25 protein-coding genes are annotated in these 26,165 nt (G+C 72.1%); 14 read left to right on the top strand and 11 right to left on the bottom strand.

What is annotated here, in order from left to right; genetic code table 11:
• The coding region (locus tag ABD808_RS09200; RefSeq protein ID WP_344892811.1) for an alpha-amylase family glycosyl hydrolase at nucleotides 1-548 on the bottom strand (548 nt) is incomplete at its 3' end.
• 479 nt (nucleotides 549-1,027) lie between these two features.
• Here ABD808_RS09200 and ABD808_RS09195 point away from each other — a divergent pair.
• Together ABD808_RS09195 and ABD808_RS09190 are read left to right on the top strand one after the other, a co-directional pair.
• Nucleotides 1,028-1,273, top strand: coding sequence for a hypothetical protein (locus tag ABD808_RS09195; RefSeq protein WP_344892808.1), 246 nt, complete (start codon nucleotides 1,028-1,030; stop codon nucleotides 1,271-1,273).
• Nucleotides 1,274-1,276: 3 nt separating this feature from the next.
• Nucleotides 1,277-2,086: an STAS domain-containing protein gene (locus ABD808_RS09190; protein ID WP_344892805.1), complete on the top strand. Its 810-nt coding sequence runs from the start codon at nucleotides 1,277-1,279 to the stop codon at nucleotides 2,084-2,086.
• A 10-nt stretch (nucleotides 2,087-2,096) separates the two neighbouring features.
• Here ABD808_RS09190 and ABD808_RS09185 read toward each other — a convergent pair whose 3' ends face one another.
• Together ABD808_RS09185 and ABD808_RS09180 are read right to left on the bottom strand one after the other, a co-directional pair.
• Nucleotides 2,097-4,100: an alpha-1,4-glucan--maltose-1-phosphate maltosyltransferase gene (locus tag ABD808_RS09185; protein WP_344892802.1), complete on the bottom strand. Its 2,004-nt coding sequence runs from the start codon at nucleotides 4,098-4,100 to the stop codon at nucleotides 2,097-2,099.
• A gap of 195 nt (nucleotides 4,101-4,295) precedes the next feature.
• A complete protein-coding gene (locus tag ABD808_RS09180; RefSeq protein ID WP_344892799.1) occupies nucleotides 4,296-4,658 on the bottom strand; it encodes an STAS domain-containing protein in 363 nt (120 codons plus the stop codon).
• A gap of 264 nt (nucleotides 4,659-4,922) precedes the next feature.
• Here ABD808_RS09180 and ABD808_RS09175 point away from each other — a divergent pair, with 264 nt between their 5' ends.
• The 3 genes from ABD808_RS09175 (at nucleotide 4,923) to ABD808_RS09165 (ending at nucleotide 6,768) form a co-directional block, all read left to right on the top strand.
• Nucleotides 4,923-5,198, top strand: a complete 276-nt coding sequence (locus ABD808_RS09175; RefSeq protein WP_344892796.1) for a sulfurtransferase TusA family protein — start codon at nucleotides 4,923-4,925, stop codon at nucleotides 5,196-5,198.
• Between the two features lie 58 nt (nucleotides 5,199-5,256).
• Nucleotides 5,257-6,207, top strand: a complete 951-nt coding sequence (locus ABD808_RS09170) for a DNA polymerase domain-containing protein (RefSeq protein ID WP_344892793.1) — start codon at nucleotides 5,257-5,259, stop codon at nucleotides 6,205-6,207.
• 78 nt (nucleotides 6,208-6,285) lie between these two features.
• The gene (locus tag ABD808_RS09165) at nucleotides 6,286-6,768 is read left to right on the top strand and encodes a VOC family protein (RefSeq protein WP_344892790.1); all 483 of its coding nucleotides are present in this window, start codon (nucleotides 6,286-6,288) and stop codon (nucleotides 6,766-6,768) included.
• A gap of 61 nt (nucleotides 6,769-6,829) precedes the next feature.
• On the opposite strand, the gene ABD808_RS09160 is transcribed toward ABD808_RS09165, so the two are convergent.
• Genes ABD808_RS09160 through ABD808_RS09150 form a run of 3 tightly spaced genes read right to left on the bottom strand, consistent with a single transcriptional unit; the run spans nucleotide 6,830 to nucleotide 8,742 of the window.
• Complete coding sequence (locus ABD808_RS09160; RefSeq protein ID WP_344892787.1) at nucleotides 6,830-7,108, bottom strand: DUF6295 family protein; 279 nt, start codon at nucleotides 7,106-7,108, stop codon at nucleotides 6,830-6,832.
• Nucleotides 7,109-7,137: 29 nt separating this feature from the next.
• On the bottom strand, nucleotides 7,138-7,881 hold the full coding sequence (locus ABD808_RS09155; RefSeq protein WP_344892784.1) for a dienelactone hydrolase family protein: 744 nt from the start codon (nucleotides 7,879-7,881) through the stop codon (nucleotides 7,138-7,140).
• Between the two features lie 24 nt (nucleotides 7,882-7,905).
• Nucleotides 7,906-8,742, bottom strand: coding sequence for an undecaprenyl-diphosphate phosphatase (locus ABD808_RS09150; protein ID WP_344892781.1), 837 nt, complete (start codon nucleotides 8,740-8,742; stop codon nucleotides 7,906-7,908).
• A 147-nt stretch (nucleotides 8,743-8,889) separates the two neighbouring features.
• On the opposite strand from ABD808_RS09150, the gene ABD808_RS09145 reads away from it, so the two are divergent.
• From ABD808_RS09145 to ABD808_RS09135, 3 genes are all read left to right on the top strand, one after another.
• On the top strand, nucleotides 8,890-9,531 hold the full coding sequence (locus ABD808_RS09145) for an SIMPL domain-containing protein (RefSeq protein ID WP_344892778.1): 642 nt from the start codon (nucleotides 8,890-8,892) through the stop codon (nucleotides 9,529-9,531).
• A gap of 110 nt (nucleotides 9,532-9,641) precedes the next feature.
• Entirely contained in the window at nucleotides 9,642-10,061 is a 420-nt protein-coding gene (locus ABD808_RS09140; protein ID WP_344892775.1) for a YciI family protein, read from the top strand.
• Between the two features lie 15 nt (nucleotides 10,062-10,076).
• The gene (locus ABD808_RS09135; protein ID WP_344892772.1) at nucleotides 10,077-11,363 is read left to right on the top strand and encodes an RNA polymerase sigma factor; all 1,287 of its coding nucleotides are present in this window, start codon (nucleotides 10,077-10,079) and stop codon (nucleotides 11,361-11,363) included.
• Nucleotides 11,364-13,166: 1,803 nt separating this feature from the next.
• Here the strand turns inward: ABD808_RS09135 and ABD808_RS38765 are convergent.
• The gene (locus ABD808_RS38765; RefSeq protein ID WP_344892768.1) at nucleotides 13,167-13,427 is read right to left on the bottom strand and encodes a hypothetical protein; all 261 of its coding nucleotides are present in this window, start codon (nucleotides 13,425-13,427) and stop codon (nucleotides 13,167-13,169) included.
• On the opposite strand from ABD808_RS38765, the gene ABD808_RS09125 reads away from it, so the two are divergent.
• Both ABD808_RS09125 and ABD808_RS09120 read left to right on the top strand, forming a co-directional pair.
• Complete coding sequence (locus ABD808_RS09125) at nucleotides 13,405-15,201, top strand: HAD-IC family P-type ATPase (protein WP_344892765.1); 1,797 nt, start codon at nucleotides 13,405-13,407, stop codon at nucleotides 15,199-15,201. The two genes, ABD808_RS38765 and ABD808_RS09125, sit on opposite strands and share 23 nt — an antisense overlap.
• Nucleotides 15,202-15,439: 238 nt before the next feature.
• On the top strand, nucleotides 15,440-16,534 hold the full coding sequence (locus ABD808_RS09120) for a PQQ-dependent sugar dehydrogenase (protein WP_344892762.1): 1,095 nt from the start codon (nucleotides 15,440-15,442) through the stop codon (nucleotides 16,532-16,534).
• Between the two features lie 61 nt (nucleotides 16,535-16,595).
• Here the strand turns inward: ABD808_RS09120 and ABD808_RS09115 are convergent, their stop codons facing one another.
• On the bottom strand, nucleotides 16,596-18,341 hold the full coding sequence (locus tag ABD808_RS09115; RefSeq protein WP_344892759.1) for a methyltransferase: 1,746 nt from the start codon (nucleotides 18,339-18,341) through the stop codon (nucleotides 16,596-16,598).
• A gap of 126 nt (nucleotides 18,342-18,467) precedes the next feature.
• Nucleotides 18,468-19,247, bottom strand: a complete 780-nt coding sequence (locus ABD808_RS09110; protein ID WP_344892756.1) for an IclR family transcriptional regulator — start codon at nucleotides 19,245-19,247, stop codon at nucleotides 18,468-18,470.
• A 164-nt stretch (nucleotides 19,248-19,411) separates the two neighbouring features.
• On the opposite strand from ABD808_RS09110, the gene ABD808_RS09105 reads away from it, so the two are divergent.
• From ABD808_RS09105 to ABD808_RS09090, 4 genes are all read left to right on the top strand, one after another.
• Nucleotides 19,412-20,632 (top strand): FAD-dependent monooxygenase, encoded by a 1,221-nt coding sequence (locus ABD808_RS09105; RefSeq protein ID WP_344892753.1) that lies wholly within the window; start codon nucleotides 19,412-19,414, stop codon nucleotides 20,630-20,632.
• A gap of 92 nt (nucleotides 20,633-20,724) precedes the next feature.
• Nucleotides 20,725-21,348 carry a hypothetical protein gene (locus ABD808_RS09100; protein WP_344892750.1) on the top strand — a complete coding sequence of 208 codons (624 nt, stop codon included), beginning with the start codon at nucleotides 20,725-20,727 and terminating at the stop codon, nucleotides 21,346-21,348.
• A complete protein-coding gene (locus ABD808_RS09095) occupies nucleotides 21,345-22,295 on the top strand; it encodes an amidohydrolase family protein (RefSeq protein WP_344892747.1) in 951 nt (316 codons plus the stop codon). The genes ABD808_RS09100 and ABD808_RS09095 overlap by 4 nt, the downstream gene beginning before the upstream one ends.
• 92 nt (nucleotides 22,296-22,387) lie before the next feature.
• Entirely contained in the window at nucleotides 22,388-23,647 is a 1,260-nt protein-coding gene (locus ABD808_RS09090) for an MFS transporter (protein ID WP_344892744.1), read from the top strand.
• A gap of 75 nt (nucleotides 23,648-23,722) precedes the next feature.
• Here ABD808_RS09090 and ABD808_RS09085 read toward each other — a convergent pair whose 3' ends face one another.
• Nucleotides 23,723-25,216: a CoA-acylating methylmalonate-semialdehyde dehydrogenase gene (locus tag ABD808_RS09085; RefSeq protein WP_425548899.1), complete on the bottom strand. Its 1,494-nt coding sequence runs from the start codon at nucleotides 25,214-25,216 to the stop codon at nucleotides 23,723-23,725.
• Nucleotides 25,213-26,154 (bottom strand): alpha/beta hydrolase, encoded by a 942-nt coding sequence (locus ABD808_RS09080; protein WP_344892741.1) that lies wholly within the window; start codon nucleotides 26,152-26,154, stop codon nucleotides 25,213-25,215. Before ABD808_RS09080 ends, ABD808_RS09085 begins: the two co-directional genes overlap by 4 nt.
• Nucleotides 26,155-26,165: the final 11 nt, after the last annotated feature.

Below are 26,165 nucleotides of genomic sequence, written 5' to 3'. Positions count from 1 at the left end.
ATGCGGGCGTCGGGGTATTTGGTGTCGGTGTCGTCCCACATGTAGAAGTCGCCGTAGGGCCCGTCTGGGTCGGTACGCGACGCCTGGAACCAGGGGTGCTGATCAGAGGTGTGATTCATCACCAGATCAGCGATGACCCGAATACCACGCGCGTGCGCCTGGTCGATGAGTTCGACGAAGTCGCCCAGTTCCCCGAAGTCGGGAAGGACCCGGGTGAAATCGGCGATGTCGTAGCCGCCGTCGCGGAGGGGTGACTGGTAGATGGGCAGGAGCCACAGGCAGTCGATGCCGAGCCATTGCAGGTGGTCGAGTTTGGAGATGAGGCCGCGCAGGTCGCCGTAGCCGTCGTTGTTGGAGTCGGCGTAGCCGCGGACCGACACCTCGTAGAACACCGCCGTCTTGAACCAGTGCGGGTCGCGCGGCGTCTCCTCGCCGAACGGGTCCGGCACCGGCTGCGCCGCCGTCTCCGCACCGGGCTCGCTCTCCGCCTCCGGGTCGGTGACCTGGTCCGACGTGGTGCAGATGAAGTTCTTCGGCTGGACGTGCATGCGTCACCCCGGGTGCGTTGGAAGGCATCTAGATCAGCGATTCCCGAAGTCCGCCGCGGGGACGTCCGCGACAGGCAACCATCCGTAAAAATCTCAGTACTGTCCGTGACCGTGGTGCCGGTTTCGAGGGCGGGGACGCCCGGCGGGCGGGGCGGCCCGGGACCCTGCTAGGGGTAGATCGCGACGGGCCCGGCCCGTGCGTGCGCCGTTCCGCCGTGGCCGGAAGGTCATCGTCCGGTCGGGGCCGGTCATGGCGCCGGAAAATAGCGCAAAAACACGGCGATGTACGGCCCGGCTCCTGGCGCCGGACAGCCCAAATGCTTGCCGCGCGACGGTTGTGTCATGTCCGTGTTTTTAGGTTCGTCGCTTTTTCTGGCGCATGTCCCGGGTAGGCCATTTCCATGCTCAGAACCCGTCGTCCCGGCGGGTTCTCATCAGTTCGGACGGAAATCGTCCGTCCAGAAGCGATCGGAGGGACAGTGGAGCGCTGGGAGATGTCGCCATCGGTCGTACCGACGCGCGATGAGCTCGTGGCGCGGCTACGTGTTCGCTTCGCCGATGTTCCGGCGGAGAACGTGCGTCGCTGCGTGGACGACCTGTGGTGTTGCTGCGCGCATCTCGGGGTGCCGCCCGAGGAGCGGATGATCGAACGCCTCGCGACGTCCCGGCTGACGGGCGTCGTACGGGGAGCCCGCGCGGCCACGAGAACCCCGATTGGGATGTGACCCATGAAGGACACGACCGTGCCGGGCCTGAGCGTCGAGACCCGGCGAGGGTTCACCGTGCTCGGAATGCCCGCACAGATCAGTTGGCGCAACTACGCGGGCATTCGGGAAGGGTTGAGTAAGGCGCTTTCCCTTACCACTACAGGTGTTGTCGTCGATTTCGGTGACGCGGTATTGCTGGACGCGGCGGGCCTCGTCCTGCTGGCCCGCGCCGAGACACGGGCGCAGTTGCTCGGCCGCGCGCTGCGCGCCGTCGTGCCCGGACCGTCCGACCATGTGCGGCGGGCCCTGCACGTCACCGGCCTGGCGAAGCTCGTCCCGGTGTTCCCGGACGTCGCGTCGGCCACCGCCACACCAGCCCGGGTCCGTGGCGCCGACGTGGACGCCACGCACGTGCTGGACGCGATCCGCGCGCTCCACCCGGGTGACGCGGGCCTCGCGCCGGACCCGCCCGCGCCGGCCGAACTCATGATCACCACGACGGCGGCGGGGGACGGCGACCACACCGTCGTCCACCTGTCCGGCGTCCTGGACGAGGCGACGGTGCCCCGGCTCGGCGAGACGCTCACCCGGCTCGTCGAGGGAAACCTGCGCCATCTGCTGGTGCGGATGCACGAGCGGCTCGGCGTCCGCTGCGACCCGCTGCCGATCCTGCTCGGCATCCGCTGGCGCGTCGCCGCCGAGGGCGGCTGCCTGGCACTGCCCGCGTTGCCCGACCGGCTCCGCGAGATCATCGACCGCGAGGGCCTCGGCTCGGTCTTCACCGGTTGCCGCTCCATCGAGGACCGGCCGGCCGCCGCCGAGCCCGTGTGACTCAGCCGCCTCAACCACCGGCCCGCACACGCCCGTCGCTCCGCTGGATCGTCAGGATGTGTGCGGGTTTGGTGTGTGGGTCGAGGCGGACGTAGTTGGAGCGGGTCCAGGTGTAGGTGGCGCCGTCGAGTTGGTCGGTGACGGTGTAGGCGTTGTCGGGGTCGTCGGGCAGCCCGAGGGCGGCGAGGTCCAGGTGCACGGTGGCCTCGCGGGCGTGGTGCGGGTTGAGGTTCACCACCGCCAGGACGACGTCGTCCAAATGCCGTTTGGAGAAGGCGACCAGTTCGGGCTGGTCGACGTGGTGGAAATGCAGATCGCGGAGTTGCTGTAGCGCAGGATGCGTGTCGCGAAGGGCGTTCAGCCGGGTGATGAGAGGCGCGATGCTGGCGTCGCTGTCCCAGTCGCGGGGCCGGAACTGGTATTTCTCCGAGTCGCGGTATTCCTCGCTGCCGGGCCTTACGGGTGTGTTCTCGCACAACTCGTACCCGGCGTAGACCCCCCAGGTGGGGGAGAGGAGCGCGGCGAGAACGGCCCTGATCTCGAACGCGGGTCGCCCACCATGCTGGAGGTATTCGGACAGGATGTCGGGGGTGTTGACGAAGCAGTTCGGCCGCATGTAGGCGGCGGCCGGTCCAGACAGTTCCTCGAAGTACTCGCGCAGGTCGTCCGGGCTGTTGCGCCAGGTGAAGTACGTGTACGACTGGTGGAACCCGATTTTGGCCAGCGTGTGCATCATCGCGGGCCGCGTGAACGCCTCGGCGAGGAAGATGACGTCAGGATGGGCGGCGTTGATGTCGGCCAGAAGCCGTTCCCAGAACGCGACGGGTTTGGTGTGGGGGTTGTCGACGCGGAAGATGCGGACGCCGTGGTTCATCCAGTGGTGGATGACGCGGCGGACCTCCGTGTACAGGCCGTCTGGGTCGTTGTCGAAGTTGAGGGGGTAGATGTCCTGGTATTTCTTGGGTGGGTTTTCGGCGTAGGCGATGGTGTCGTCGGCGCGGGTGGTGAACCATTCGGGGTGGTCGGTGACCCAGGGGTGGTCGGGGGAGCATTGCAGGGCCAGGTCCAGGGCGATTTGCATGCCGTGGTCGGCGGCGTGTGCGACGAGGGCGTCGAAGTCGTCCAGGGTCCCCAGGTCGGGGTGGATCGCGTCGTGGCCGCCTTCGGCTGATCCGATCGCCCACGGTGATCCCGGGTCGTAGGGCCCGGCGTCCAGGGTGTTGTTGGGGCCTTTGCGGAACGAGATCCCGATGGGATGGATCGGCGGCAGGTACACCACGTCGAAGCCCATGGCGGCGATGGCGGGGAGTCGTTTCATGGCGGTGCGGAAGGTGCCGGAGACCGGGCCGCGGCGGCCCATCGGGTCGATGGTCGCGCCCTCGGAGCGGGGGAAGAACTCGTACCAGGCGCCGTACAGGGCGCGCTGCCGGTGGACGACCAGGGGATACCAGTCACTCACCGTCAACAACTCCCGCACCGGATGACGCTTCAGGACGTCCAGCACCGCCGGGTCGTCGGCCGCCATGAGCCGTTCCAGCGCGTCCGCGTCCTCGTCGACCAGGAGCTTGGCGAGGCGGGACAGGACGCGCCGGTCCTTCACGGGCGCCTGACGTCCCGCCCGCCGGAACAGCAGTGATCCCTCGGTCAGCATGAGTTCGACGTCCTGCCCGCGCGGCACCTTGATCAGCGCGTCCTCCCACCAGTGCGCGATCGGATCACCCCACGCCTCCACCCGAAACGACCACGCCCCCACCCCCGTCGGCGTCACCCGACCCGACCACCGGTCCAACCCGGCCCCGACCTCGGTCATCGGCTGACCCGGCAACTCCTCGCCCTCGGGCGTCCGCACCACCACCGCCGCGCCCAACCGTTCATGACCCTCACGAAACACCGTCGCCGACACCTCGACCGTCTCGCCCACCACCGCCTTGGCGGGCCACCGGCCGCACCCCACCACCGGCGCCACGTCCAGGATCGGAATGCGACCGAGCTCCGCCTCCAGCTTCACCTGCATGTCCGCTCCCGCTCGTCGGTGACGTTCCGGCCCCGGGTCACGGGGTTCGGGTCGTAGGCATCCATGCCCCGTCCGCGACGCCCCGCCATCACCGCCGCGACAAGATCACGCAAAGAGATCATCTGTCGTCGGCCCGGCGGCTTCCCGAGCGCCGGTGGTGACAGGTGGGCGGCGCGACCGGTCGGTGCGGATCGGTCAGCGGTGGGCGGCGGAGGTGAGCGCGTCGCGGGCGGTCGCCACGTCCGGCGCGATGGCGACGCGGCGCTGCAACCCCGCCACGTCCGACACCCGGCGGACGAGCCCGCGCGGCGGCAGCACCACCCACATCGGCACGCCGAGCTCACTGGCCCGCATCTGCGAGCGCGTGATCACGTTCAGCCCGTTGGAGTCGCAGAACGCGCATCCGGTCAGGTCGAGGATGAGGGCCGGGGTGCCGGAGTCGAGCAGCCGCAGGGCCTGTCCGAGGATCATGTCGCCGTTGCTCAGGTCCACCTCGGCGGGGAACATCAGCGTCCCGCAGGTCTCCGTGATCTCCACTCGCGCTACTCCGAGATCCATGGTTCACCCCCGCAGTCGATTCCCTCGGCTGGATGACAGCGGGGGGCACCTCCCTGTGACTGTAAGCCCCAGACCTGGACGGAACCTGAAAGGAATGGTCAAGTCTGGGACGTCGATCACCCATAACGCCAACGACACCGTTCAAGGTTGCTTGATACCGGTTTGTCGCCCACGCGGGCCGGGAGTGGTGCCGTACATATGGGTCCATGTGGGTAAATGTTCCCCGGCACTGCTAGGTTCGCGAGCAGCGCGACGGGAGGGACGATGGGCTCGGAACCGATCATCATCGACGGGGGCGACCGCTCCTGTGTGCGCCTCCTGCTGGAGCTGCGCGGCCACATCGCGGGCCTCGCCCCCGGCACCGTCGTCCATCTGATCGCGAGCGACCCGGTGGCCCCCATCGACCTGCCCGCCTGGTGCCATCTGACCGGCCACGCCTACCTCGGCCCGGTCCCGGACGCCCCAACGCCCACCTACGCGCTCCGGGTGGCGGCCGACCCGAACCCGACGTCCACCGAGTCCCCCTGGCGTCCCCGCTGACCGGTGTCCCGCAGGACGCGCCTGCGGTTTTGACGCCCCCGCGTGCGACGCTGGAAGCGTGAGCACCGAAGAGGAACGGGACGGGGTCCGGCTGACGAACCTCGACCAGCCGCTGTTCGACGGCGCCGACGCGACCAAACGCGACCTGGTCGACTACCTGGACGCGCTCTCCGGACGCCTCATCCCGGGGCTCGCCGGACGGCCGCTGTCGGTCAAGCGGGTGCTGCGCGGCCAGAAGCCGTTCATGCAGAAGAACCTGCCGAAGTACACGCCGTCCTGGGTGCGGAGTGTGACGGTGTGGGCCGAGACGTCCCAGCGGGAGGTCACCTACGCGCTGTGCGACGACCGCCCCACGCTGCTGTGGTTCGCGAACCAGCGCGCCGTCGAGTACCACCCGCCGCTCGTCCGCGCGGACGCCTGGGACGAACCCACCCACCTCGTCATGGACCTCGACCCGCCCGAGGGAGGCGCGTTCGACGCCGTGGTGGCCGCCGCCCATCTCGTGCGACGCGCGCTGGACGACTGCGGGCTGCGCGGCGCGGTCAAGACCAGCGGGGCCAAGGGCGTCCACGTGTTCGTGCCCGTGGAGGGGCACACCGCCGACGACGTGGCCGCCGCGACCCGGGCCCTCGCGGCCCGCGCCGAGCGGCTCGATCCCGCCCTCGCCACGACCGCGTTCATCCGGGACGACCGCGCGGGCAAGGTGTTCCTCGACTCGACCCGCGCGGGCGGCGCCACCGTCGTCGCCGCCTACAGCCCGCGCATCCGGCCCGGCACGCCGGTCTCGTTCCCCGTCCCGTGGGACGACCTCGACGGCGTCACGCCGGGCGACTTCACCATCCGGACCGCGCCCGGCCTGCTGGGCGACCGCGATCCCTGGGCCGAGCTGATGCCGCCGCCGCGGCGGCTCCCCGCCGACCTCGTCGCCGAAGGGCACACCATCCCGATCGCCAGGGTCCAGGCCATGCACGAGGGCAAGCGCCGGGCCCGCGCCCGCCGCGACTCCTGAACGAGCCCGCCGCGACCGATGAGTTTTCGGGACGGGCCTGGTCTGCACTATCGAAGCGACCACACCAGGGAGGTTCCTATGACCACCGAGCCTTTGACCACGTGCCTGTGGTTCGACGGGCAGGCCGAGGAGGCGGCGAACCACTACGTCTCGATCTTCAAGGACTCCAAGCTCGGCCACGTCCACCATGTCGGCGAGGGCGGCCCCGGCGAGCCGGGCAGCGTGCTGACGGTCGAGTTCGAGGTCAACGGGCAGAAGTTCGTCGGCCTCAACGGCGGCCCCCTCTTCAAGTTCAACGAGTCCGTCTCGTTCCAGATCCGCTGCGCGGACCAGGCGGAGGTCGACTACTACTGGGACCGGCTCACCGAGGGCGGCCAGGACTCCGAGTGCGGCTGGCTCAAGGACAAGTTCGGCCTGTCCTGGCAGGTCGTCCCGACCGAGCTGCTGGAGATGGTGAGCGATTCCGACTCCGCGAAGGCGGCGCGGGTCACCCAGGCGATGCTCGCGACGCACGGCAAGTTCGACATCGCCGCACTCCGCGCGGCGTACACGGGCGCCTGACCAGGAAGGGCCCTTGGGAGGGTCCCGGGAGGGCGCGCCTCCCGGGAGGCCCTCCCGATGGTCAGGCCGCGCCTCGGGCGGAGGCGAGTCCGGGCGGCGCGGCGGCCAGCGCCCGCTGGACGGCGTCGATCAGCGCCAGCGCCGCCTCCTCGGTCAGCTCGACCGCGACGCGCGCCGACGGCCCGTCACCCGGGTTGGTGAAGTCGATGTTCACCGTGTGCTCGTGGCAGGCGTGGAACGGATGGTCCACATAGACCGCGGCGTCGGTCACGGTGAACCAGCCGTTCGCGCCCTTCGCGGCGCCGTCCAGGCTCACCTTGATCGTCTGGTAGGTGCACATGCCGTCTCCTCTCGGGCGTCTCGGACGTCTCAGGCGTTCAGGTGGCGGCCGAGGAACGCGAAGATCTTCTCCCAGCCGCCCTTGGCGGCGGCGGGCCGGTACGACGGCCGGTCGACGGCGAAGAAGGCGTGCCCGGCGCCCTCGTAGCCGTGGAACTCGTGGTCCTTGCCGAGCCGGGTCAGCTCCGCGTCGAGCGCCGCGACCTCGTCCGGGGCCGGGAACTTGTCGTCCGCCCCGAACAGCCCGAGCAGCGGGCATGACAGGTCGGGCGCCTTGTCGACGATCGACCTGGCCTTGGTCGGACGCTCGGGCGGCGGGTCGTTGACGACGAACGCGCCGTAGCAATCCACGGCGGCGTCGAGTGCCAGGGAGCAGGCGGCCAGGAACGCCTGCCGCCCGCCCGAGCAGTGCCCGATCACCCCGACCCGTCCGTTGGCGTGGTCGAGGGCGTTGAGGTGGGCGGTGGCGCCCGCGACGTCGCCGACGAGTTGTTCGTCCGGGACGCCGCCCTTGGCGCGGGCGGCGGCGGCCTGGTCGTCGGGGCTGACCCCGGCGCCCTCCCGCGAGTACAGGTTGGGGCAGATCGCCGCGTATCCGTGCGCGGCGAACGTCCGGACGTACTCCTTGCTCGCCGCGTCGTACCCGGGCATGTGGTGAATGACCACCATCCCGCCGCGTGGGGCGTCGTTCAGCGGTCTCGCCAGGTACGCCTCAAGTTCGGCGCCCTCATGGCCACGGACGGTGACGGTTCCGGCCCATATCGCATCGTTCATGCGTCCGCTCTACCCCACGAAGGGTCAGGCGTCCAACGTTCCCGCGCCGAGAAGGGCGAACAGGAGCAGCCCGACCGCGACCCGGTAGATGACGAACGACGTGAAGCTGTGCCGCGCCACGAACCGCAGCAGCCAGGCGATGGACGCGTACGCGACGAGGAACGACACCCCGGCGCCGACGACGAGCGGCAGCGTGCCCGCGCCCGACCCGAGCGCGCTCGGCAGTTCGTAGATCGCGGCGCCGGTCAGCGCGGGGATGCCGAGGAAGAACGACAGCCGGGTCGCGGCGACCCGGTCCAGGCCGAGCAGCAGCCCGGTGGACATGGTCGCGCCGGACCGGGAGAAGCCGGGGAACAGCATCGCGAGGATCTGCGACGTGCCGATCAGCATCGCGTCGGTGAAGGACGTGTCGTCCTCACCCCGCTTGTGCCTGCCGTACCGGTCGGCGAGCCACATCACGACGCTCCCGCCGAGCAGCGACCCGGCCACCACCCACAGCGACGCGAGCGGACCATGAATGAGGTCGTCGGCCGCGACGCCGACGACAACGACGGGCAGCGTCGCGAAGATGACCCACCAGCCGAACTTGTAGTCGTGGTGGTACCGCTCGGACGGCCGGACGATGCCGACCCCCCACGCCTTCACGATCCGGACGATGTCGGCGAAGAAGTACACCAGGACGGCCGCGATCGCCCCGGCCTGGATGACGGCCGTGAACCCGATGACGGCGTCGTCCTCCACCGGGATGCCCATCAGCCCCTCGGTGATCTTCAGATGCCCGGTCGATGACACCGGAAGGAACTCGGTCAAGCCCTCCACGATCCCGAGGACGATGGCCTGCCCCACATTGATGACGCTCAATGACCCGGTTTCCTCTCCCGACCTGCGTGTGCCCGCCGCGAGCCTACTAAGCGGCGACGATCGCGACGCGCGACGAGCACAAAAACTTCACCGGCCCTTAACCCTGCCCATCGAAAGCGGATATGTCCGGTGATCGGGACTGCTTGGATGATCACCATGCAGATGCTGAAGCAGCCGTGGGGAGTGTCCGCGCACGGCACGGCGAGCGTGCGCAGGAAGCCCGACCTCGTGCGGGTCAGATTCAAGGTGGTCCGTCTGGAGCAGACGCCGTCGCGGGCGTTCGAGGCGGCCAACGACGCCGTGCAGGCCGTCCGCCGGACGCTGCGCGAGCACGGGGTCGAGGACGCCGCCGTCGACAGCTCCCGCCTGGGCCTGAAGAGTTCGTGGAGCTACGGGACCAAGCGCAAGCTCCTCGGGTACGAGTGCGTGGCGGCGTTCTCCGTCGAGTCCCATGCTCTCGACGACGTCCAGTCCCTGCTCGTGGATCTGGTCGCCGTCGGCGCGCACGAGATCGAGGAGGTCGCGTTCGACGTGCGCGGCAAGCGCGAGCTGCGGGCCGAGGCACGCCGCCGGGCGGTCACGGCGGCCAGGGAGAAGGCCGAACTGTACGCGGAGGCCGTCGGGGTACGGCTGGGCGACGTCGTGCACATCGAGGACGTGAACCCGGACAGTCTGGGCGTCGAGCGGTACCGCAGCCACTCCTCGGTCGACGTGGCCTCGGAACAGGACCTGGCGCCCGGCAGCATCGTGGTCTCCGCAGCCGTGATCCTCGGCTTCTCCCTCGCCTGAACACGGCCCCGAAAAAGTTTTGGGGACGTGTCGATCCGTGGCGCGGGCCGTTCGACCTATGCGTGAGAGGGCCCCGAAGCGGGGGCCCGCACCGTCAGGGAGAATGAGATATGAAGTACATGCTGATCATGCGCGCCACGGACGAGGCCTTCGCCGGGATGGTGGACGCCGACTTCACCGAGATGATCGCGACGGTCGGGAAGTACAACCAGGAGCTGGTGCAGGCGGGGGTGCTGCTCGCCGCCGAGGGCCTGGCCGACGCCGAGGAGGGCGTGGTCGTCGACTACTCGGCCGAGCCGCCGGTCGTCACCGACGGCCCGTACGGCGAGACCAAGGAGCTGTTCGGCGGCTTCTACATCCTGAACGTCGCGTCGAAGGAGGAGGCCGTCGAGTGGGCCAGGCGGCAGCCGCTCACCGGCCCCGGCTTCAAGACCGAGATCCGCCGGGTCACCACGATCGACGAGTTCCCGCAGGACAACGAGTGGATCCAGAAGGAGCGGGCGTGGCGCGAGTCCACCGGCCAGCTCTGAGCGGACCGGCCGACCATGACCGACCCGACGGGCCGTGAGGCCGTCGCCGCCGTCTGGCGGATCGAGTCCGCGCGGATCGTCGGCGCGCTCGCCCGGTACACCGGTGACTTCGCGCTCGCGGAGGACCTCGCCCAGGAGGCGCTGGCCGAGGCGCTGGTGACCTGGCCGCGCGACGGCGTGCCGCGCAGCCCGGCCGGATGGTTGCTCACCGTGGGGAGGCGCCGCGCCATCGACGCCTTCCGGCGCCGCTCCGCGCTCGACGACCGGTACGCCGCCCTCGCCCACCACCTGGGCGAGGGCGGCGCGACCGCGGGGAACGCGCCGGGCGACCCCGTCCGGGACGCCGACGACGTCCTGTGGGACCCGGACCAGATCGACGACGACATGCTGGCGCTGATGTTCGTGTCCTGCCATCCCGTCCTGTCGCGGGAGGCGCGCGTGACGCTGACCCTGCGCGTCGTCGGCGGCCTGACCAGCGACGAGATCGCGAAGGCGGTGCTGGTGCCGACCGCGACCGTCCAGGCCCGCGTGACCCGTGCCAAGAGGACCCTCGCGGCGGCCAGGGTGCCGTTCGAGGTGCCGCCCGCGCGGGATCGGGCGGGGCGGCTCGGCTCGGTGCTCAGCGTGCTCTATCTGATCTTCACGGAGGGGTCGTCGGCCACCTCGGGGGACGCGCTGATCAGGCACGACCTCGCGGGGGAGGCGCTGCGGCTGGCGCGGGTGCTGAGCCGGTTGGCGCCCGACGAGCCGGAGACGTACGGCCTGCTGGCGCTGCTGGAGCTGACCGCCGCGCGGTTCCCGGCCCGTACCGGCCCGGACGGGGAGCCCGTCCTGCTGGAGCACCAGGACCGCACCCGCTGGGACCGCGCGGCGATCCGCCGTGGCCGGGCCGCGCTGGCCCGCGCCGAGGGCGCCGGGCGGGGCCTCGCCTCCTACGGGTTGCAGGCGGCCATCGCCGAATGCCACGCGGTCGCGCCGTCGGTCGACGCGACGGACTGGGGGCGGATCGTCCTGCTGTACGAGGCGCTCGGACGTCTCATGCCGTCCCCGGTGGTCGACCTCAACCGGGCGGTCGCGGTGTCCATGGCGGACGGCCCGGCCGCCGCGCTGCCGATCGTGGACCGGCTGGCCGACGCCGGGGCGTTGAAGGACTCGCACCTTCTGCCGACTGTCCGGGGCGAGTTGCTCGCCCGGCTCGGACGCGCCGCCGAGGCGCGTCCAGAACTGGAGCGCGCCGTCGAGCTGTGCGGCAACGAACCGGAACGGGCCCTGCTGCGACGCAAACTCGCCGATCTGGGCTGATTCGCCGCTTGTTTGCCGGACACGGCCGGGGGTACCCGGCGTTCGTCGGCGGCCCGGTCGGGCTCCCGTGGGGGAGGAGCTGCGGTGGGGATTCCGGGGGCGTCCCTGGCCAGGACGATGCTGCGCGCCCCCGGCTCGGCCGCCGGCGCGTTGGCGTCCCTGGCGGCGGGGGAGGGCGGTCGGCGCGTCTGGTCGCACGCCGGGCGCGCCCACATCCAGGTGCGCGGCCTGTCCGGCGACGGGCCCCGGCACCACCGGTACGTGCGGGCGCTGACCGGCGCGATCCGGCGGCTGGACGGGGTCAACTGGGCCGAGGTCAACGCGGTCACCGGCCACGTCCTGGTGGAGTACGTGGAGCAAGAGATAGAGCTGGGCGCGCTGGTCGCGATCGTCCAGGACGTGGAGGAGACGCACCGGGACGGGCGGCTCTCCGACGACGCCCACGCGCGGCTCCCCGACGACGAGGCGGCGTGGGCGGTGGCCATGTCCGCCCTGGTCGCCGACGCGGTCGGAGCCGCGGGTGCCCTGGCGGGCAGGCTGCTGGCCGTCCCGCCGGTGCCGAGCCCGGTGCGGGCGGCGGTGGTGATGGCCGACTCGGTGCCACGGGTGCGGACGGAACTGGAACGGCGGCTCGGCATGCTGCGGGCGGACGCGCTGCTCGGCGTCGCCACCGCCGTCGTCCAGGGGGCGGGGCACGGGGTGGCGCCGCTGGCCGCCGACGCCATGCACCGGGTGTTCCAGCTGCACGAGATCGGCGCCCGCCGGGAGGCGTGGCGGCGGCGCGAGCCGCGACTGGCGGCGGTGGGACAGCCACAGGAGTGCGGCGCCCGCGCCGAACGGCCCTGCCCCCTGCCGGACGGACCGGTCGAGAAGGCCGCGACCCGCACCGCCCTCGCACAACTCCTCGGCGGAGCGGGCGTCCTGGCCGGGACACGCGACGGGGCCGCCGTCGCGGACCTCCTGCTCGCGACGGTCGCGAAGGCCGCCCGGTACGGCCGCGAGGCGTTCGCCGCGCAGCTGGCACACGACCTGGCGGGACGCGGCACGGTGGTGCTGGACCCGGCCGCGCTGCGCAGGCTGGACAGGGTCAGCGCGGTCGTCGTCGACGCGGCGGTGCTGTGCGACGGCGAGGTTCGGGTGCTGTCGGCGTCCGCCACCGGCGACGGCCTGGACGACGCGGCCGTATGGCGCGCCGCCGGATCCGTGCTGGCGGGCCGCGCCCCCGACGACCTCGCGGGCCCCGGCCCCTGGCCCCGGAAACCAAAGGCCGAATGGCGGCTGGTGCGCGTGGAGGACGACCCGTCCGGCGCCCCCGCCGACCCGCGCGGCGCCACTCTCGACCTGGTCGACGGGCGCGGCGTCCCGCGCGGCCGGGTCAGGGTCGGCTGCTCGCTCGACCCGCTGGCGGAGGCGTTGCTGGTGGCGGCGCACCAGGCGGCCGACGTGGTCGTTCTCACCGAGCACGCCAGTGCCCGCGAACTGGTCGCGTGGGGCGACGACCCGTCCGTGGCCATTGAGAACATGTCCGAGTCCGTGCGGGCGCTGCAACGCGACGGCCAGGTGGTGCTGGCCGTCTCGTCCGGCCAGGACGCGGCGCTCGACGCCGCCGACGTCGGGGTGAGCGTCCTGCGCGGCGACGGCCCGGCCGACTGGCGCGCCGACGTGGTGTGCGGCCCCGGCCTGTCCGAGGCGTGGCGGCTGCTGACGGCGGTGCGTCCCGCGCGGCAGGCCAGCGACCGGGCGGCGGAGCTGTCGCTGAGCGCGTCGGCGTTGGGCGCGCTGCTGCTCGCGGGCCGCCGACCCTCACGTCGGTTCGGCCCACCGCGTTCGCAGGATCTGCCGCCGGTGCACGCCGCCGCGATGATGGCGATGCTGGCCAACGCGGTGACGGCGCGGCGGCTCGATCGCCGTCCGGTGCCGCCGCCCGTCGTCCGCGACGCCTGGCACGCCCACACCGCCGAGGAGGCGTTCCGGGGCGGACGCCTCGTCCGGCCTCCAGACGCGCCTCGCCGAGCTGACCCGGCAGGCCCTGCCCGCCACCGTGCTCGGCGGCGCCGCCGTCACCGCGCTCGGGACGCTGCGCGGCCTGCCGCTGCGCCGCGCCCTCGGCTCCGGGGTCGCGGTCGCCGTCGCCGCCGTCCCGGAGGGGCTGCCGCTCGTCGCGACCGCGTCGCAGCTCGCGGCGGCGCGGCGGCTGTCCCGCCTCGGCGTGCTGGTCCGCACCACCCACGCCCTCGAAGCGCTCGGCCGCGTCGACACGCTGTGCTTCGACAAGACAGGCACGCTCACCGAGGGCAGGTTGCGCGTGGTCCGCACGGCGGGCCCGGCCCGGACGCTGCCGCTCACCGGAGCAGCCGAACAGCGCGTGCTGCGGGTCGCCGCGCGGGCCTGCCCGGCGGACGGCCGCCAGCTCGCGCACGCCACCGACCGGGCCGTGCTCGACCGCGTGGCCGCCCTGCCGCCGGACACCCGGTGGTCGCTCGACGAGGAACTGCCCTTCGAGACGACCCGAGGTTTCTCCGCGTCGCTCGGCCACGACGGCGGCCAGGCGGTCATCGCCGTCAAGGGCGCGCCCGAGGTGCTGCTCGCCCGCTGCGCCAGGGTCCGCACGCATCGGCAGCCCACCGGACGCGGCGAACTGCTCACCGCCGAGCGGCGCCGTGCCGCGACCGCGACGTTCCGGCGGCTGGCCGGGGAGGGGCTGCGGGTCCTCGCCATCGCCGAACGGGCCGTGCCCGACGACGGCGCCGTCCACGACCGGATCGCCGACCAGGTCGAGGACCTCACGCTGCTCGGCTACATCTGCATCGCCGATACCCCGCGTCCCACCGCCGAGGACGCGGTGCGGCGGCTCGGCGACGCCGGGGTCAGGACCACGATGATCACCGGTGACCATCCGGCCACGGCCGCCGCCGTCGCCGCCGAGCTGGGCATCCCCGGCGCCGACCGGGTCGTCACCGGAGCCGAACTCGACGCCCTGCCCGCCGCCGACCGGGTCCGCGCCGTGCGGGACGCCGCCGTCTTCGCCCGCGTCTCACCCGCCCAGAAGGTGCGGATCGTGAAGGACCTGCGCCGTGCGGGACGGGTGGTCGCGATGACCGGCGACGGCGCCAACGACGCCGCCGCGATCCGCCGCGCCGACGTCGGCATCGCGATCGCCGGGCGCGGCTCGGACGCCGCCCGCAGCGCCGCCGACCTCGTCCTCACCGCGCCCGACACCGCGCTGATCCTGGACGCGCTGCGCGAGGGCCGGGCGCTGTGGCGCAGCGTCCGCGACGCGACCGCGATCCTGGTCGGCGGCAACGCGGGCGAGGTGTCGTTCACCGTCCTCGGGACGGCCCTCGGCGGGGAGGCGCCGCTCAGCACCCGGCAGCTGCTCGTGGTGAACATGCTCACCGACATGCTCCCGGCGCTCGCCGTCGCCATCACCCCCGCGGGCCCCGGCTCCGACGAGTTCGGCGCGGACATGCGCCGCGTGCTCGCCGTGCGCGGCACCGCCACCGCGGCCGCCGCTCTGGTGTCCTGGCAGACGGGACGGCTGACCGGCCTCATCCCCGGCGGCGGCCGCCGCGCGTCCACGATGGGCCTGGCCGCGCTGGTCGGCGCGCAGCTCGGGCAGACCCTCATCGCGCGCTGGCACAGCCCCCTCGTCCTCGCCACCTGCGGTGTCTCGGCCGCCGCGCTGTTCACCGTGGTGGAGACCCCGGGTCTCAGTCAGTTCTTCGGCTGCGTCCCGCTCGGCCCCGGCGCCTGGACGGTCGTCACCGTCAGCGCCGCCGGGGCGACGCTCGGCGCGGCCCTGGCCCCGCGCCTTCTCCCGCCGCCCGCGACGCGCTGAAAACACATTTCCCCTGCCCCGCGCCGCATTTTCGATGTTCATTGCAAACCCGATGTGAAAGGTGAAAAACCGGAACTTCACACCAGCCGGGTAGGCTGAGTACTTTGTAGATCGAAAAACGCTCCCCGCCGCCACTCGCCCCCGGTGGCAATGAAGATATCTCGTCATGTGATAACCGCCTGTCACAGGGGTGGCGATCAGATCCAGTCACTGGTTCGGGGGTCACTGAGGAGAGAGAATGCCCCGCACGATTCGCACGCTGGCTCCCGCCGCGGCCCTCGCCGTCGCGGCCGTGCTCGCCGCTCCCGCCGGTCCCGCCGCCTCGGGTTCGGAGGCCGCGACCACCGCCGCGAACCCGGCGTTCGACTTCGCCAAGCCCGACGTCGTCGCGTCCAACCTGACCGTTCCCTGGGGCGTGGCGTTCCTGCCCGACGGCAGCGCGCTGGTGTCGGAGCGGACGACGGCCCGCATCCTCCAGGTGCGCCCCGGCTCGCAGCCCACCGAGGTCGCCAAGCTCTCCGGGGTCACGCCCACCGGTGAGGGCGGGCTGCTCGGCCTCGCCGTCTCGCCGAACTACAAAGAGGACGGCTACGTCTTCGCCTATTACACGACCTCGTCCGACAACAGGATCGTGCGCTTCAAGCTCGCCGCGTCGCCCCAGCAGGAAGTGATCTACTCGGGTATCCCGAAGAACTCCTTCCACGACGGCGGCCGCATCCACTTCGGCCCCGACGGGATGCTGTACGCCGGTACCGGCGACGCCGGGAACAGCGCGAAGGCGCAGGACCCGAACAGCCCGTCCGGGAAGATCCTGCGCATGCAGATGGACGGGTCCCCGGCCCCCGGCAACCCCACCCCCAACTCGGTGGTCTACACCCTCGGGCACCGCAACGTGCAGGGCCTCGCCTGGGGCAACGGCCAGATGTACAACGCCGAACTCGGCAACAACGCCTGGGACGAGATCAACAACATCGTGAAGGGCGACAACTACGGCTGGCCGAACGTCGAGGGCAAGGGCGGCGAGCCGACCTACCACGACCCCATCGCCGTCTGGGCGACGCGGGAGGCCTCGCCCAGCGGCGCGGCCGTCGCGGGCGACACGCTGTACGCCGGGGCTCTCGGCGGGCGCCGCCTCTGGACCGTCCCGCTCGACGGCAAGGGCGGCTCGTCCGGCACCCCCACCGCCGTGCTGAACGGCACCTACGGCCGGATCCGCACGGTCGAGCTGGGCCCGGACGGCTACCTCTGGATCACCACCAGCAACCGGGACGGACGCGGCAGCCCCGCCGCGACCGACGACCGCGTCATCCGCTTCCCGAAGACCGCCGGCTGATCTCCTGCACGGCTCCGGTCGTCCGCCCACGCGGCGGGCGGCCGGATCCGTCCGGTCGGGCTCAGGCGGCGCGGGCGATGAGGACGGCCATGTCGAGCCGCAGCGGCCGCTCGCCGACCAGCTCGAACCCGGCCTCCCTGAGGAGCCGCCCGTACTGCTCACGGGTGCGCTCGCGTCCGCCGACGTTGTTGACCAGCATGTTCAGATCCCACAGACAGGAGACCGAGGGGTCCTCGGGGTCGTCGGGCAGCGGCCGCTCGATGATCAGCAGCGTGCTGGCGGCGGTCGCCGCGTGCCGGACGGCCCGCAGGATCGACGCGCAGGTCTGGTCGTCCCAGTCGTGCAGGATCCGGGCGACGACGTACACGTCGGCCCCGGCGGGCAGGTCCCGGCCGTCGGTGAAGGACCCGGAGAGCAGGGTGCAGCGTTCCAGCTGGCCGTGGGCGCGCAGGTTGTCCCGCGCGGCGCCGATGACCTCGGGCCGTTCCAGGAGCGCGCACTCCAGGTGCGGGTTGGCGGCGCACAGGTGCGCGATCAGCTCGCCGTTCCCGCCGCCGATGTCGGCGACGGTGCGGACGTCTGACAGGTCGACGGCGGTGGCGACGTCGGTGAAGAAGGCGGCGCCCTCGGCCATCGCGCGGGTGAAGACGCGCCGCTGGTACGGGTGGTCGCGCAGGTACTCGAAGGGCGGCTGCCCGAACACGGCCGTGAAGGGCTGGGTGTCCGTTCTGACGCCGTCCGTCAGCGCGGTGAAGCTCTGGTAGAACAGGTCGCCGTACAGCAGTGCGAGATGGCGCATGGAGTTCGGGGCCCGGCGGGTCAGCCGCCACCCGAGGCGGGTCAGGGCGAAGGCGTCCCCGGACGGGGTGAGCGCGCCGATCCAGGGATGGCACAGCGCGCGCAGCAGCCGGTACAGCCGGTCGGCGTCGACGCCGGTCAGGTCGGCGAGTTCCGCGCAGGTCAGGGGACGGTCGGCGAGGTGGTCGGGGATGTCCAGCTCGGCCATGACGCGCAACGCCTGGGTGCCCCATGCGCCGGTGAGGCCCCGCAGCAGCCGCCGGTCGGCCTCCTCGCCGGGCCCGCCGTCGGCCCCGGTGGCGGCCAGGTGCCGCAGCAGCACATCGGTGTGGCGTCCAGGGGCGATCACCTCCAAGTGGCGCGGCCAGCCCGACGCGGTGCGGCCGGGGGCGCGGAAACGCAGCACCGTGGCGCCGTCCTCGCCGTGCGCGGGGTTGTAGCCGCCGCCGTCGGGGAGCGGCCCGCCCGTACAGGAGAGGGTGGCTCGCAGGTCTTCTAACTGGCCGGGGTCGGTGGGCCGCACCGCGACATGGTTCTCGTGCTGGCGCAGGCGTTCGTCGTGGACGGCGGGGGCGTCGAGCGCGTCGTCCGGCGCGAGGCAGAGGACCTCGAGGCCGCGCTGGTCGCCGTCCGGCAGTCGGGCGTGGACGACGCGGACGTCCAGGCGCCCCGACCTGACCTGCTCCTCCGGGACGCCGTACCGGGCGGCGAGCCGGTCGCGGACCACGCTGCCGGGGACGGGCCCGCGCGCGTCGAGCCCCTGTTCCCGCAGGTAGTCGCGGACGCCGCTCGGGTCGGGGGAGAAGACGAGGCAACCGGCGTGGTCGACGGTACAGACCCGGGTGACCGCCTTGACCATCTCGACGGGGGCGCCGGGCGGCAGGACGTCGGCCACGGCGTCGGCGTCGCTGGTGGAGCGCAGGTAACCGTAGACGTCCAGGATCCGCCGCCGATCGTCCTCGGCGAGGTTCGCCGCGTGGGCGACGGCGCGGTCCGAGCTGCTATTCATGCGCTACTCCATGCAATTCGGTCGAATATCGAGTGATCACGCCCCGGCGGAAGTTCACGCCGGGCAACTGATCAACAGTATCCGCCGGTCACGGAATTCGCCGGTGGAGCGGCGAAAGGCGCGCGGTCAGGTGTCGCGGATCCGGATTCCCGGCCGCCAGCCGAGCATGCGGGAAACGCCGAGACCCGCCGTGATCAGCGAGGGCAGGGCCGCCTGGTGGTGCACCGAACCGCTGCGGACCACCACCGACAGCGCCGCCACCACGCGGCCCTCGCCGTCCGCGATCCGCGTCGCGATCGAGTCGGCGCCGACGGTGAGTTCGCCCCGGACGGTGGCGTAGCCGGTGCGGCGGCATTCGGCCAGCTCGCTCCGGAGAACGGCCGGGTCGGTGGTGGTGTCCGGCGTGTACCGGCGCAGCTTTCCGGAAAGGACCGTGTCGATGAGTTCGACGCCGCCATGGGCCAGGACGACCTTTCCCACCCCCGAACAGTGCAGCGGAAGGTGGCCCCCGACCTGCGAGACGAGATGCTGCGCGCGCGGCGCCGACAGCCTTTCGATGATCACGGCCTCCTCGCCTTCCAGAACGGCGAGCTGCACATGCTGGTGGAGCGCCGTGTAAAGGTCCTCCATGAATGGCTGTGCCTTTGTGCGCAGCGACTCGGTGAGCGGCGCCAGCGTGCCGAGCTGCCACAGCCGCAGCCCGATCGTGAACCGGCCGTCGTCCCGCCGGGTCAGCGCGCCGACGCCGGTCAGCTCCATCGCCAGGCGGCGGACGGTCGCGTGCGGCAGGCCCGTCCTGCGCACCAGGTCGGCGAGGCTGAGGGTGCTGTGCCCCGGCTCGAACGCGAACAGCACCTCCAGCAGCCGGGAACTGACGCTTCGGCCCGGCTCGCTGGTCCTGGGCATGCCGCGCACCTCCTTCCGTCCTCCGTCGGCCGGTAAGCGTAGCCCCCCGATGTTCATAGGATGGTCAGCCCCGCGCCTCGCGGCGGTCCGGCCGGGCAGCATGGCCGGGCAGCGTGCGCCACCAGTTCGGATGGCGGACAACGAGTGCGGGAGCCAAGACTGAGATGCTCGGGCCGAACGTCGAGAAACCCAGGATCGCGATCGTCGGCGGTGGGATCGGCGGTCTGGCGGCCGCCGCGTTCCTGCGCCGCGCGGGCCTGCCCAGCACCGTGTACGAGCAGGCGCCGGTGCTGAAGGAGGTCGGCGCCGGGCTCGTCGTGGCGCCCAACGCGGCCCGCCTGCTGCGCAGGCTCGGCGTGATGGGGGAGCTGCTGCGCGGCGCCGTCCGGCTCGACGTGGGCTGGGAGTTCCGGCGCTGGCGGGACGGCGCCGTCCTGTCGGCCGAGGATCTCGCGACGGCCTGCGAGCGCCTCTACGGCGAGCACACCTACACCGCGCACCGCGCCGACCTGCTCGACGCCGTCAGGTCCGCCGTCCCGGACGGGACGGTCCAGCTCGGCAGGCGCTGCGTGGGCGTCGACGTGGGCCCGGGCGACGCCGTCCGGCTCTTCTTCGAAGATTGCGGAACGGCCGACGCGGACGTCGTGATCGGCGCGGACGGCGTCCACTCCGTGGTGCGGGGCCTGATCACGGAGCCCCGGCCCGCCGCCTACTCCGGTCTGTGCGCGTTCCGCGCCCTGGTCCCGGGCGAGCGGGCACCCGAGCTGGCGCGGCGGCGCGCGCAGACGCTGTGGATCGGTCCGGGCCGCCATCTGGTGCACTATCCCGTCTCCGGCGGACGGTTCGTGAACCTCGTGGCGTTCGCCCCGGCGGGCGACGACTCGGTCGAGTCGTGGACGGCGTCGGCCACGATCGAGGAGTTCCTCGCCGAGTTCGACGGCTGGGATCCGCGGCTCGTCGACCTCGTCCGCGCCGCCGGGACCCCGGGCCGCTGGGCGCTGCTGGACCGGGCGCCGCTCCCGCGCTGGAGCCGCGGCCCTGTGACGCTCCTCGGTGACGCAGCGCACCCCATGTTCCCGTTCTTCGCGCAGGGCGCGGCGCAGGCGATCGAGGACGCGGCGCTCCTGTCGCGCTGCCTCGCCGAGGACGTCACCGACCCGCCTCGGGCGCTGCGCCGGTACGAGACGCTGCGCCGCCCCCGCACGACCCGGTTGCAGGAGGTGAGCCACGCCCGGTCGGACGTCAACCACCTTCCCGACGGCCCGGACCAGGAGGCCCGCGACCGGTCGTTCGGCGATTCCGACCCGCTGGTCGGCAACGCCTGGATCTACGAGTACGACCCCGATTCGGAGTCTCCTACCGAGCCGTTCATTCAACGGACGTGATGAGGCGCCGGAGCGGCACCGGATTCTAGGCTCCTCGAAACGGCCCGGCGGCGAATTGCCAAAGGATTCTCGGACCTCCAAGGAGCGTGCACATGAAGGTTTTCGACGTGCGGGACATAACGGCGGGCGTCGACGCGGCGCTCGCGGTCGTCGACGATCCGAGGCACCGGCACATGCTGAAGAACTACCGGCGCCACGCGCTGCTGGAGGTGTCGGGTTTCTGGGAGAAGATCCTCGTCCCGGAAATGACCGTCGAGCACCCTCTCTATCGGCTCACGGAACGCGGGAAGACGTTCGTCTGCGACGGCATGGACCAGGTCCGCGCCTTCTACTCCGACATCGTCGACCGGGGCGTGAACGTCTTCGGCGCCCTGGAGGAGGAGGTCGCCGTCTCCGACTACGGCATCTTCATCGAGGCGGTGTTCGCACAGGTCGTCCGGGGTGACGACGCCGCGCTGGCCGGTGAGGGCGTCGACCCGGACGGCACCTACCAGATCTCGCACCGGTTCGCCGCCGCCTGGCCCTACCGCGGCGGACGGCTCGTCGGCGAGTTCATCTACGACGACACCGGCAGTTGGCGCTTCGACGAGGTGGAGCCGTCCGCGCTCATGTCACCGGCCGACGCCCGAAAGGCGCTGGCGCCCTATCTGGAGCAGAGCCCGCTCGACGAGATCGAGAACGGCCTGCGCCTTTTCCAGGAAGCGCCGGCCGGATGACGCCGATCATCGACGTCCACGCGCATTTCTCTCCGCCGAGCACCCACGAGGAGCGGATGCGCGTCTGGCAGGCGATGCTGGGCAAGGGAATCTACTTTCCCGAGCCCTATGAATGGTCACTCGAACGCACCCTGCGTTACATGGACGAGTCCGGTACCGCCATGCAGTTGCTGAGCAACATCCCCGCGAACCTGCCGGGCCTCCGGGCGTCGAACGACTACGGCGCGGCCCTCGTGCGGAACCACCCGTCGCGGTTCGGCCTGCTGGCCGCGCTGCCAACCGACGACCCGTCGGCGGCCGTGGCGGAGGCGACGCGGGCGCACGAGGTTCTCGACGCCGACGGGTTCGCCGTGACGACGCGGTACAACGGCGTCCACCTGGGAGACGCCTTGCTCGATCCGTTGTGGGCGCGGCTCGACGACTGGGGCGCCACGGTGTTCGTCCACCCCGACGCGCGCCTGCCGCCCACGCTCGACCATCCCGCCCCGCTGTACGAGGTCGCGTTCGACACCGCGCGGACCGTCTTCGACATGGTCTTCCGGAGGACGTTCGCGCGGAACCCGAACATCACGTTCGTGATCGCCCACTGCGGCGGCGCGTTCCCCGCGCTGACCGGACGGCTCCGGCTGCTCGGCGACGAACCGTGGGTCCCGCAGGGAGTGACCGCCGAGGACGTCGACCGGCAGACGTCCACGCTGTACGTCGACACGGCGGCCACGGCCTTCGCGCACTCCCTGCTCCCCGCCATGGCGACGGTCGGGGCCGACCACATCGTCTACGGCAGCGACTGGGGCGCGCCCTGCACGACCGAGGCGTCCGCCGAGGCGAACCGCGCCAGCCTGCTGAGCTGCGGCGCGCTGTCCTCCGAGGAGGCGGACGCGGTCGCCGACCGCGCGATCCAGCTGTTCCCCCGCGCCGCGCGCCGCGTGGCCGAACCCGCCCGATAGCCCCGAAAGGGATCAGCGCTCCCCACCAGAGGGTCCCCACGCGTCCTCGACGCGTCCACCCCCGTCCCACCTCCACCCCCTGGGGAGTCTCCATGTCCAGAACCGGCTCGGACCGGCAGAACACCCTCGTCCTGATCATGTTCTTCGCGGCGGGGATCGTGTTCCTCGACCGCTTCGGGATCACGTTCCTGTTCCCGCCGATCGGCGACGACCTCGACCTGAACAACAGCCAGCTCGGTTCGCTGGTCTCGGTGACCGCCGTGACCTGGGCGATCTCCAGCCTGATCTTCGCCGTGCTGTCCGACCGGTGGCTGGGCGGCCGGACGAAATGGATGATCGTCGCGAGCCTGGTGCTGTTCTCCGGCGCGGTCGGCCTGATCGGGCTGGCGCAGGACTACGGGACCATGCTGCTGCTCCGCGCGGTCATCGGCTTCTGCGAGGGCCCCGCGCTGCCGCTGATCCAGGGCGCGGTCGCCCGGGCCTCCGCGCCGGACCGGCGCGGCCGCGACCTGGGCATCGTGATCGCCGGGACGCTGCTCATCGGCAGCGCCCTGGCGCCGGGCATCATGATCGGGCTGGCCACGGCGCTGAGCTGGCGGCTCGCGTTCCCGCTCGTCGCCGTCCCGGGCCTGGCCGTGGCGCTGCTCGTGGCGGTCTTCATGCGCGAGGACCGCTCGACCGGGACGAAGGCCGACCGGATCAGGGCACGGGACTTCCGGCTCGTCCTGGCCAATCGCAACGTGCCGCTGGCGCTCGTCGGCACGACCGTGTGCATCGGCGCCAGCATCGGCTTCGGCACGTTCGCGGCCAAGTACCTCGATGACGAGGGGTTCTCGAAGAGCACCTCGACGCTCGTGCTGACCGCGTACGGCTGCGTCATCGCGCTCGGAAGCGTCATCGCCCCCGCGGTGTCGGACCGTGTCGGACGCAGACCGGCCCTGTTCGTGTCGGCCGTGTGCAGCGGACTCGTCCCGTTGTCGTTCGTGCTGTTCGCCCAGTCGGTGCCGCTGCTCCTGGTGTCGCTGGTCGTCGGGCTGATGGCGGGCGGGTCGCTCACCCTGGTCACCTACGTGGTGCCCGGGGAGGCGGTGCCGCGCGAGCTGGTGGCCACGGCGTTCGCGTTGCAGATCGCCGTGGGCGAGACCATCGGCGGGGCGCTCGGCCCGCAGATCGGCGGCGCGGTCGCCGACGCGACCGGCAGCCTGACGAACACGCTGCTGCTGTACAGCGCGATGCCGATCGTGCTGGCCGTGGTGGCGCTGCTGATCCGCGAGACGGCCCCGTGCCGCACGTCCAAGACCACGAGCCCCCAGGTCACCCGCGACACGACCGGCGAGACCGCCCTGTCCTGACCCCTCGACGAGAAAGGGTCCACCCGGTACCGGGTGGACCCTTTCCGTATGGCGGTTTCCGTATGGGCGGTCGGATCAGTCGTTCTGGGGGAAGCCGAGGTTCAGACCGCCCCGTGCCGGATCGGGCCAGCGGCTCGTCACGACCTTGCCTCGGGTGAAGAAGTGCACGCCCTCGGCGCCGTGCGCGTGCGTGTCGCCGAAGAGCGAGTTCTTCCAGCCGCCGAAGCTGTAGTACGCCATCGGCACCGGGACGGGCACGTTCACGCCGACCATCCCGGCCTCGATCTCGTGCCGGAACCGCCGGGCCGCGCCGCCGTCCCTGGTGAAGACGCACGCGCCGTTGCCGTAGGGGTTGGCGTTGATAAGGCCAATCGCCGCGTCGAGGGACTCCGCCCGGACGACCGCCAGCACCGGCCCGAAGATCTCGGCCTGGTAGACGCTCATCGTGGGCGTGACGTGGTCGAGCAGGGTCGGCCCGAGCCAGAAGCCGTTCGCGTCCCCGTCCGGCTGGACGTGCCGCCCGTCGAGGACGACCGCGGCCCCGTCCTTCTCCCCGGCGGCGATGTACCCGGCCACCCGGTCGCGGTGCTCGGCGGTCACCAGCGGGCCCATGTCGCAGGACCGGGTGCCGTCGCCGACCTTGATGGCGGCGGCCCGCTCGGCGATCAGCGGAACGAGCCGGTCGGCGACGTCACCGACCGCGACGACGACGCTGACCGCCATGCAGCGTTCCCCGGCGGACCCGAACCCCGCGCTCACCGCCGCGTCGGCGGTGATGTCGAGATCGGCGTCCGGCAGGACGAGCATGTGGTTCTTCGCCCCGCCGAGAGCCTGCACGCGCTTCCCGTGCGCGCTCGCCGTCGTGTACACGTACCGCGCGACCGGGGTGGAGCCGACGAACGAGACGGCCTTGATGTCGGGATGCGTCAGCAGTTCTTCCACGGCGGTCCTGTCGCCCTGGACGACCGTGAACACCCCGGGCGGCAACCCCGCCTCGGCCCACAGTTCGGCCAGCCAGATCGACGCGGACGGGTCCTTCTCGCTGGGCTTGAGCACCACCGTGTTCCCCGCCGCGATCGCGACCGGGAAGAACCACAGCGGCACCATCGCGGGGAAGTTGAACGGTGAGACGACCGCGACCGGGCCGAGGGGCTGGCGGATCGAGGAGACGTCCACGCTGGTGGACGCGTTCTCCGTCATCGCGCCCTTGAGCAGGTGCGGCATCCCGCACGCGAACTCGACGACCTCCTGGCCCCGGCTGATCTCGCCCAGCGCGTCGGGGAGGGTCTTGCCGTGCTCGGCGGTGATGAGCCGCGCCAGTTCCGGCTTGCGCTGTTCCAGCAGCTCGCGGAAACGGAACAGGATCCGGGTCCGCTTCGTCAGGGACAGGTCGCGCCAGGCGGGGAAGGCCGCCTTCGCGGACGCGATGGCGGCCCGGGTGTCGTCCGCGCTCGCGAGCTGGACGCGCCCCGTGATCTCGCCGGTCGCCGGGTCGGTGACGGGCGCGGTGTCCCGTCCGGAGCCGGTGAACTCCTTCCCGTCCACCCAGTGCCGAATCTCCTTGGTCACGCGTCCTCCTTCGGGGTGAGCAGGCCGCCGAGCAGGCCGGTCAGTTCGGACACGGCGGCGTCGGAGGCCTTGGAGATGCCGGGCATGCCGAAGAACGGGTGGATGAGGCCCGGGTAGACGCGCAGCGCGGTCGGCACGCCCGCCTCCAGCAGCCGCGCGGCGTACACGATCCCGTCGTCGCGCAACGGGTCGTACCCGGCCACGCCGACGACCGCCGGGGCGACCCCGGCGAGGTCGGCGGCCAGGGCGGGGGAGACGCGCGGGTCGGCGGCGCGGGCGTCGTCGCCGCCGAGGTAGGTGCGCCTGATGACGTCGAGGTCGTCGCGGGTCAGGAAGTAGCCGTCCGCGTTCTCGTCGACGGACGGGCGCCGGGCCGCGAAGTTCGTCACCGGCGAGGCGAGCAGCTGGCCCGCGACGGGAATCCCGGCGTCGCGGGCCCGCCGCGCCGTGACCGCCGCGAGGTTGGCGCCGGAGCTCTCCCCGGCGAGCGCGATCCGCGCCGGGTCGCCGCCGAGGTCGGCGACGGCGTCGGCCGCCCAGACCAGCGCGGCCATGGCGTCCTCGATCGCGGCGGGGAACCGGTCCTCGGGGGCGAGCCGGTAGTCGACGGAGACCACCCAGGCGCCGAGGTCGTGCGCGAGCCGCCGGGCGACGTCCTGCATCAGGTGGGCGCTGCCCATGATGAAGCCGCCCGGGTGGAAGTACAGGACGGTCGGCGCGGGCCCGCTGACGAGAGGCTGGACGACCTTGAGGCGCAGCCCGCCGACGACGACGTCGTCGACGCTCTTGACGGGCGCGAACCGCGCGGGGTCCCAGCTCCCTTCGATCGCGTCCCGCATGCGCCCGCGCATCTCGTCGGGGGTCCCGGCGAAGCCGGGCGGTGCTCCGGCGGAGCGGAGGACGGACAGGAACCCGGCGACGTCGGGGTCGAGTGTCATTACGGCCTTTC

The sequence above is a fragment of the Actinomadura meridiana genome (assembly GCF_039537545.1).
Classification (GTDB): Bacteria; Actinomycetota; Actinomycetes; order Streptosporangiales; family Streptosporangiaceae; genus Spirillospora; species Spirillospora meridiana.
Note: the sequence above shows the minus strand (reverse complement) of the source record. Positions and strands in the feature narration are given on the sequence as shown.

Coding starts and splice junctions, on each gene's coding strand:
- ABD808_RS09165 (WP_344892790.1), top strand. CDS start 6,286: ATGACCACCGAGCCTTTGACCACGTGCCTGTGGTTCGACGGGCAGGCC.
- ABD808_RS09110 (WP_344892756.1), bottom strand. CDS start 19,247: ATGCCCAGGACCAGCGAGCCGGGCCGAAGCGTCAGTTCCCGGCTGCTG.
- ABD808_RS09190 (WP_344892805.1), top strand. CDS start 1,277: ATGAAGGACACGACCGTGCCGGGCCTGAGCGTCGAGACCCGGCGAGGG.
- ABD808_RS09155 (WP_344892784.1), bottom strand. CDS start 7,881: ATGAACGATGCGATATGGGCCGGAACCGTCACCGTCCGTGGCCATGAG.
- ABD808_RS09180 (WP_344892799.1), bottom strand. CDS start 4,658: ATGGATCTCGGAGTAGCGCGAGTGGAGATCACGGAGACCTGCGGGACG.
- ABD808_RS09105 (WP_344892753.1), top strand. CDS start 19,412: ATGCTCGGGCCGAACGTCGAGAAACCCAGGATCGCGATCGTCGGCGGT.
- ABD808_RS09120 (WP_344892762.1), top strand. CDS start 15,440: ATGCCCCGCACGATTCGCACGCTGGCTCCCGCCGCGGCCCTCGCCGTC.
- ABD808_RS09100 (WP_344892750.1), top strand. CDS start 20,725: ATGAAGGTTTTCGACGTGCGGGACATAACGGCGGGCGTCGACGCGGCG.
- ABD808_RS09115 (WP_344892759.1), bottom strand. CDS start 18,341: ATGAATAGCAGCTCGGACCGCGCCGTCGCCCACGCGGCGAACCTCGCC.
- ABD808_RS09145 (WP_344892778.1), top strand. CDS start 8,890: ATGATCACCATGCAGATGCTGAAGCAGCCGTGGGGAGTGTCCGCGCAC.
- ABD808_RS09135 (WP_344892772.1), top strand. CDS start 10,077: ATGACCGACCCGACGGGCCGTGAGGCCGTCGCCGCCGTCTGGCGGATC.
- ABD808_RS09090 (WP_344892744.1), top strand. CDS start 22,388: ATGTCCAGAACCGGCTCGGACCGGCAGAACACCCTCGTCCTGATCATG.
- ABD808_RS09160 (WP_344892787.1), bottom strand. CDS start 7,108: ATGTGCACCTACCAGACGATCAAGGTGAGCCTGGACGGCGCCGCGAAG.
- ABD808_RS09185 (WP_344892802.1), bottom strand. CDS start 4,100: ATGCAGGTGAAGCTGGAGGCGGAGCTCGGTCGCATTCCGATCCTGGAC.
- ABD808_RS09095 (WP_344892747.1), top strand. CDS start 21,345: ATGACGCCGATCATCGACGTCCACGCGCATTTCTCTCCGCCGAGCACC.
- ABD808_RS09175 (WP_344892796.1), top strand. CDS start 4,923: ATGGGCTCGGAACCGATCATCATCGACGGGGGCGACCGCTCCTGTGTG.
- ABD808_RS09080 (WP_344892741.1), bottom strand. CDS start 26,154: ATGACACTCGACCCCGACGTCGCCGGGTTCCTGTCCGTCCTCCGCTCC.
- ABD808_RS09140 (WP_344892775.1), top strand. CDS start 9,642: ATGAAGTACATGCTGATCATGCGCGCCACGGACGAGGCCTTCGCCGGG.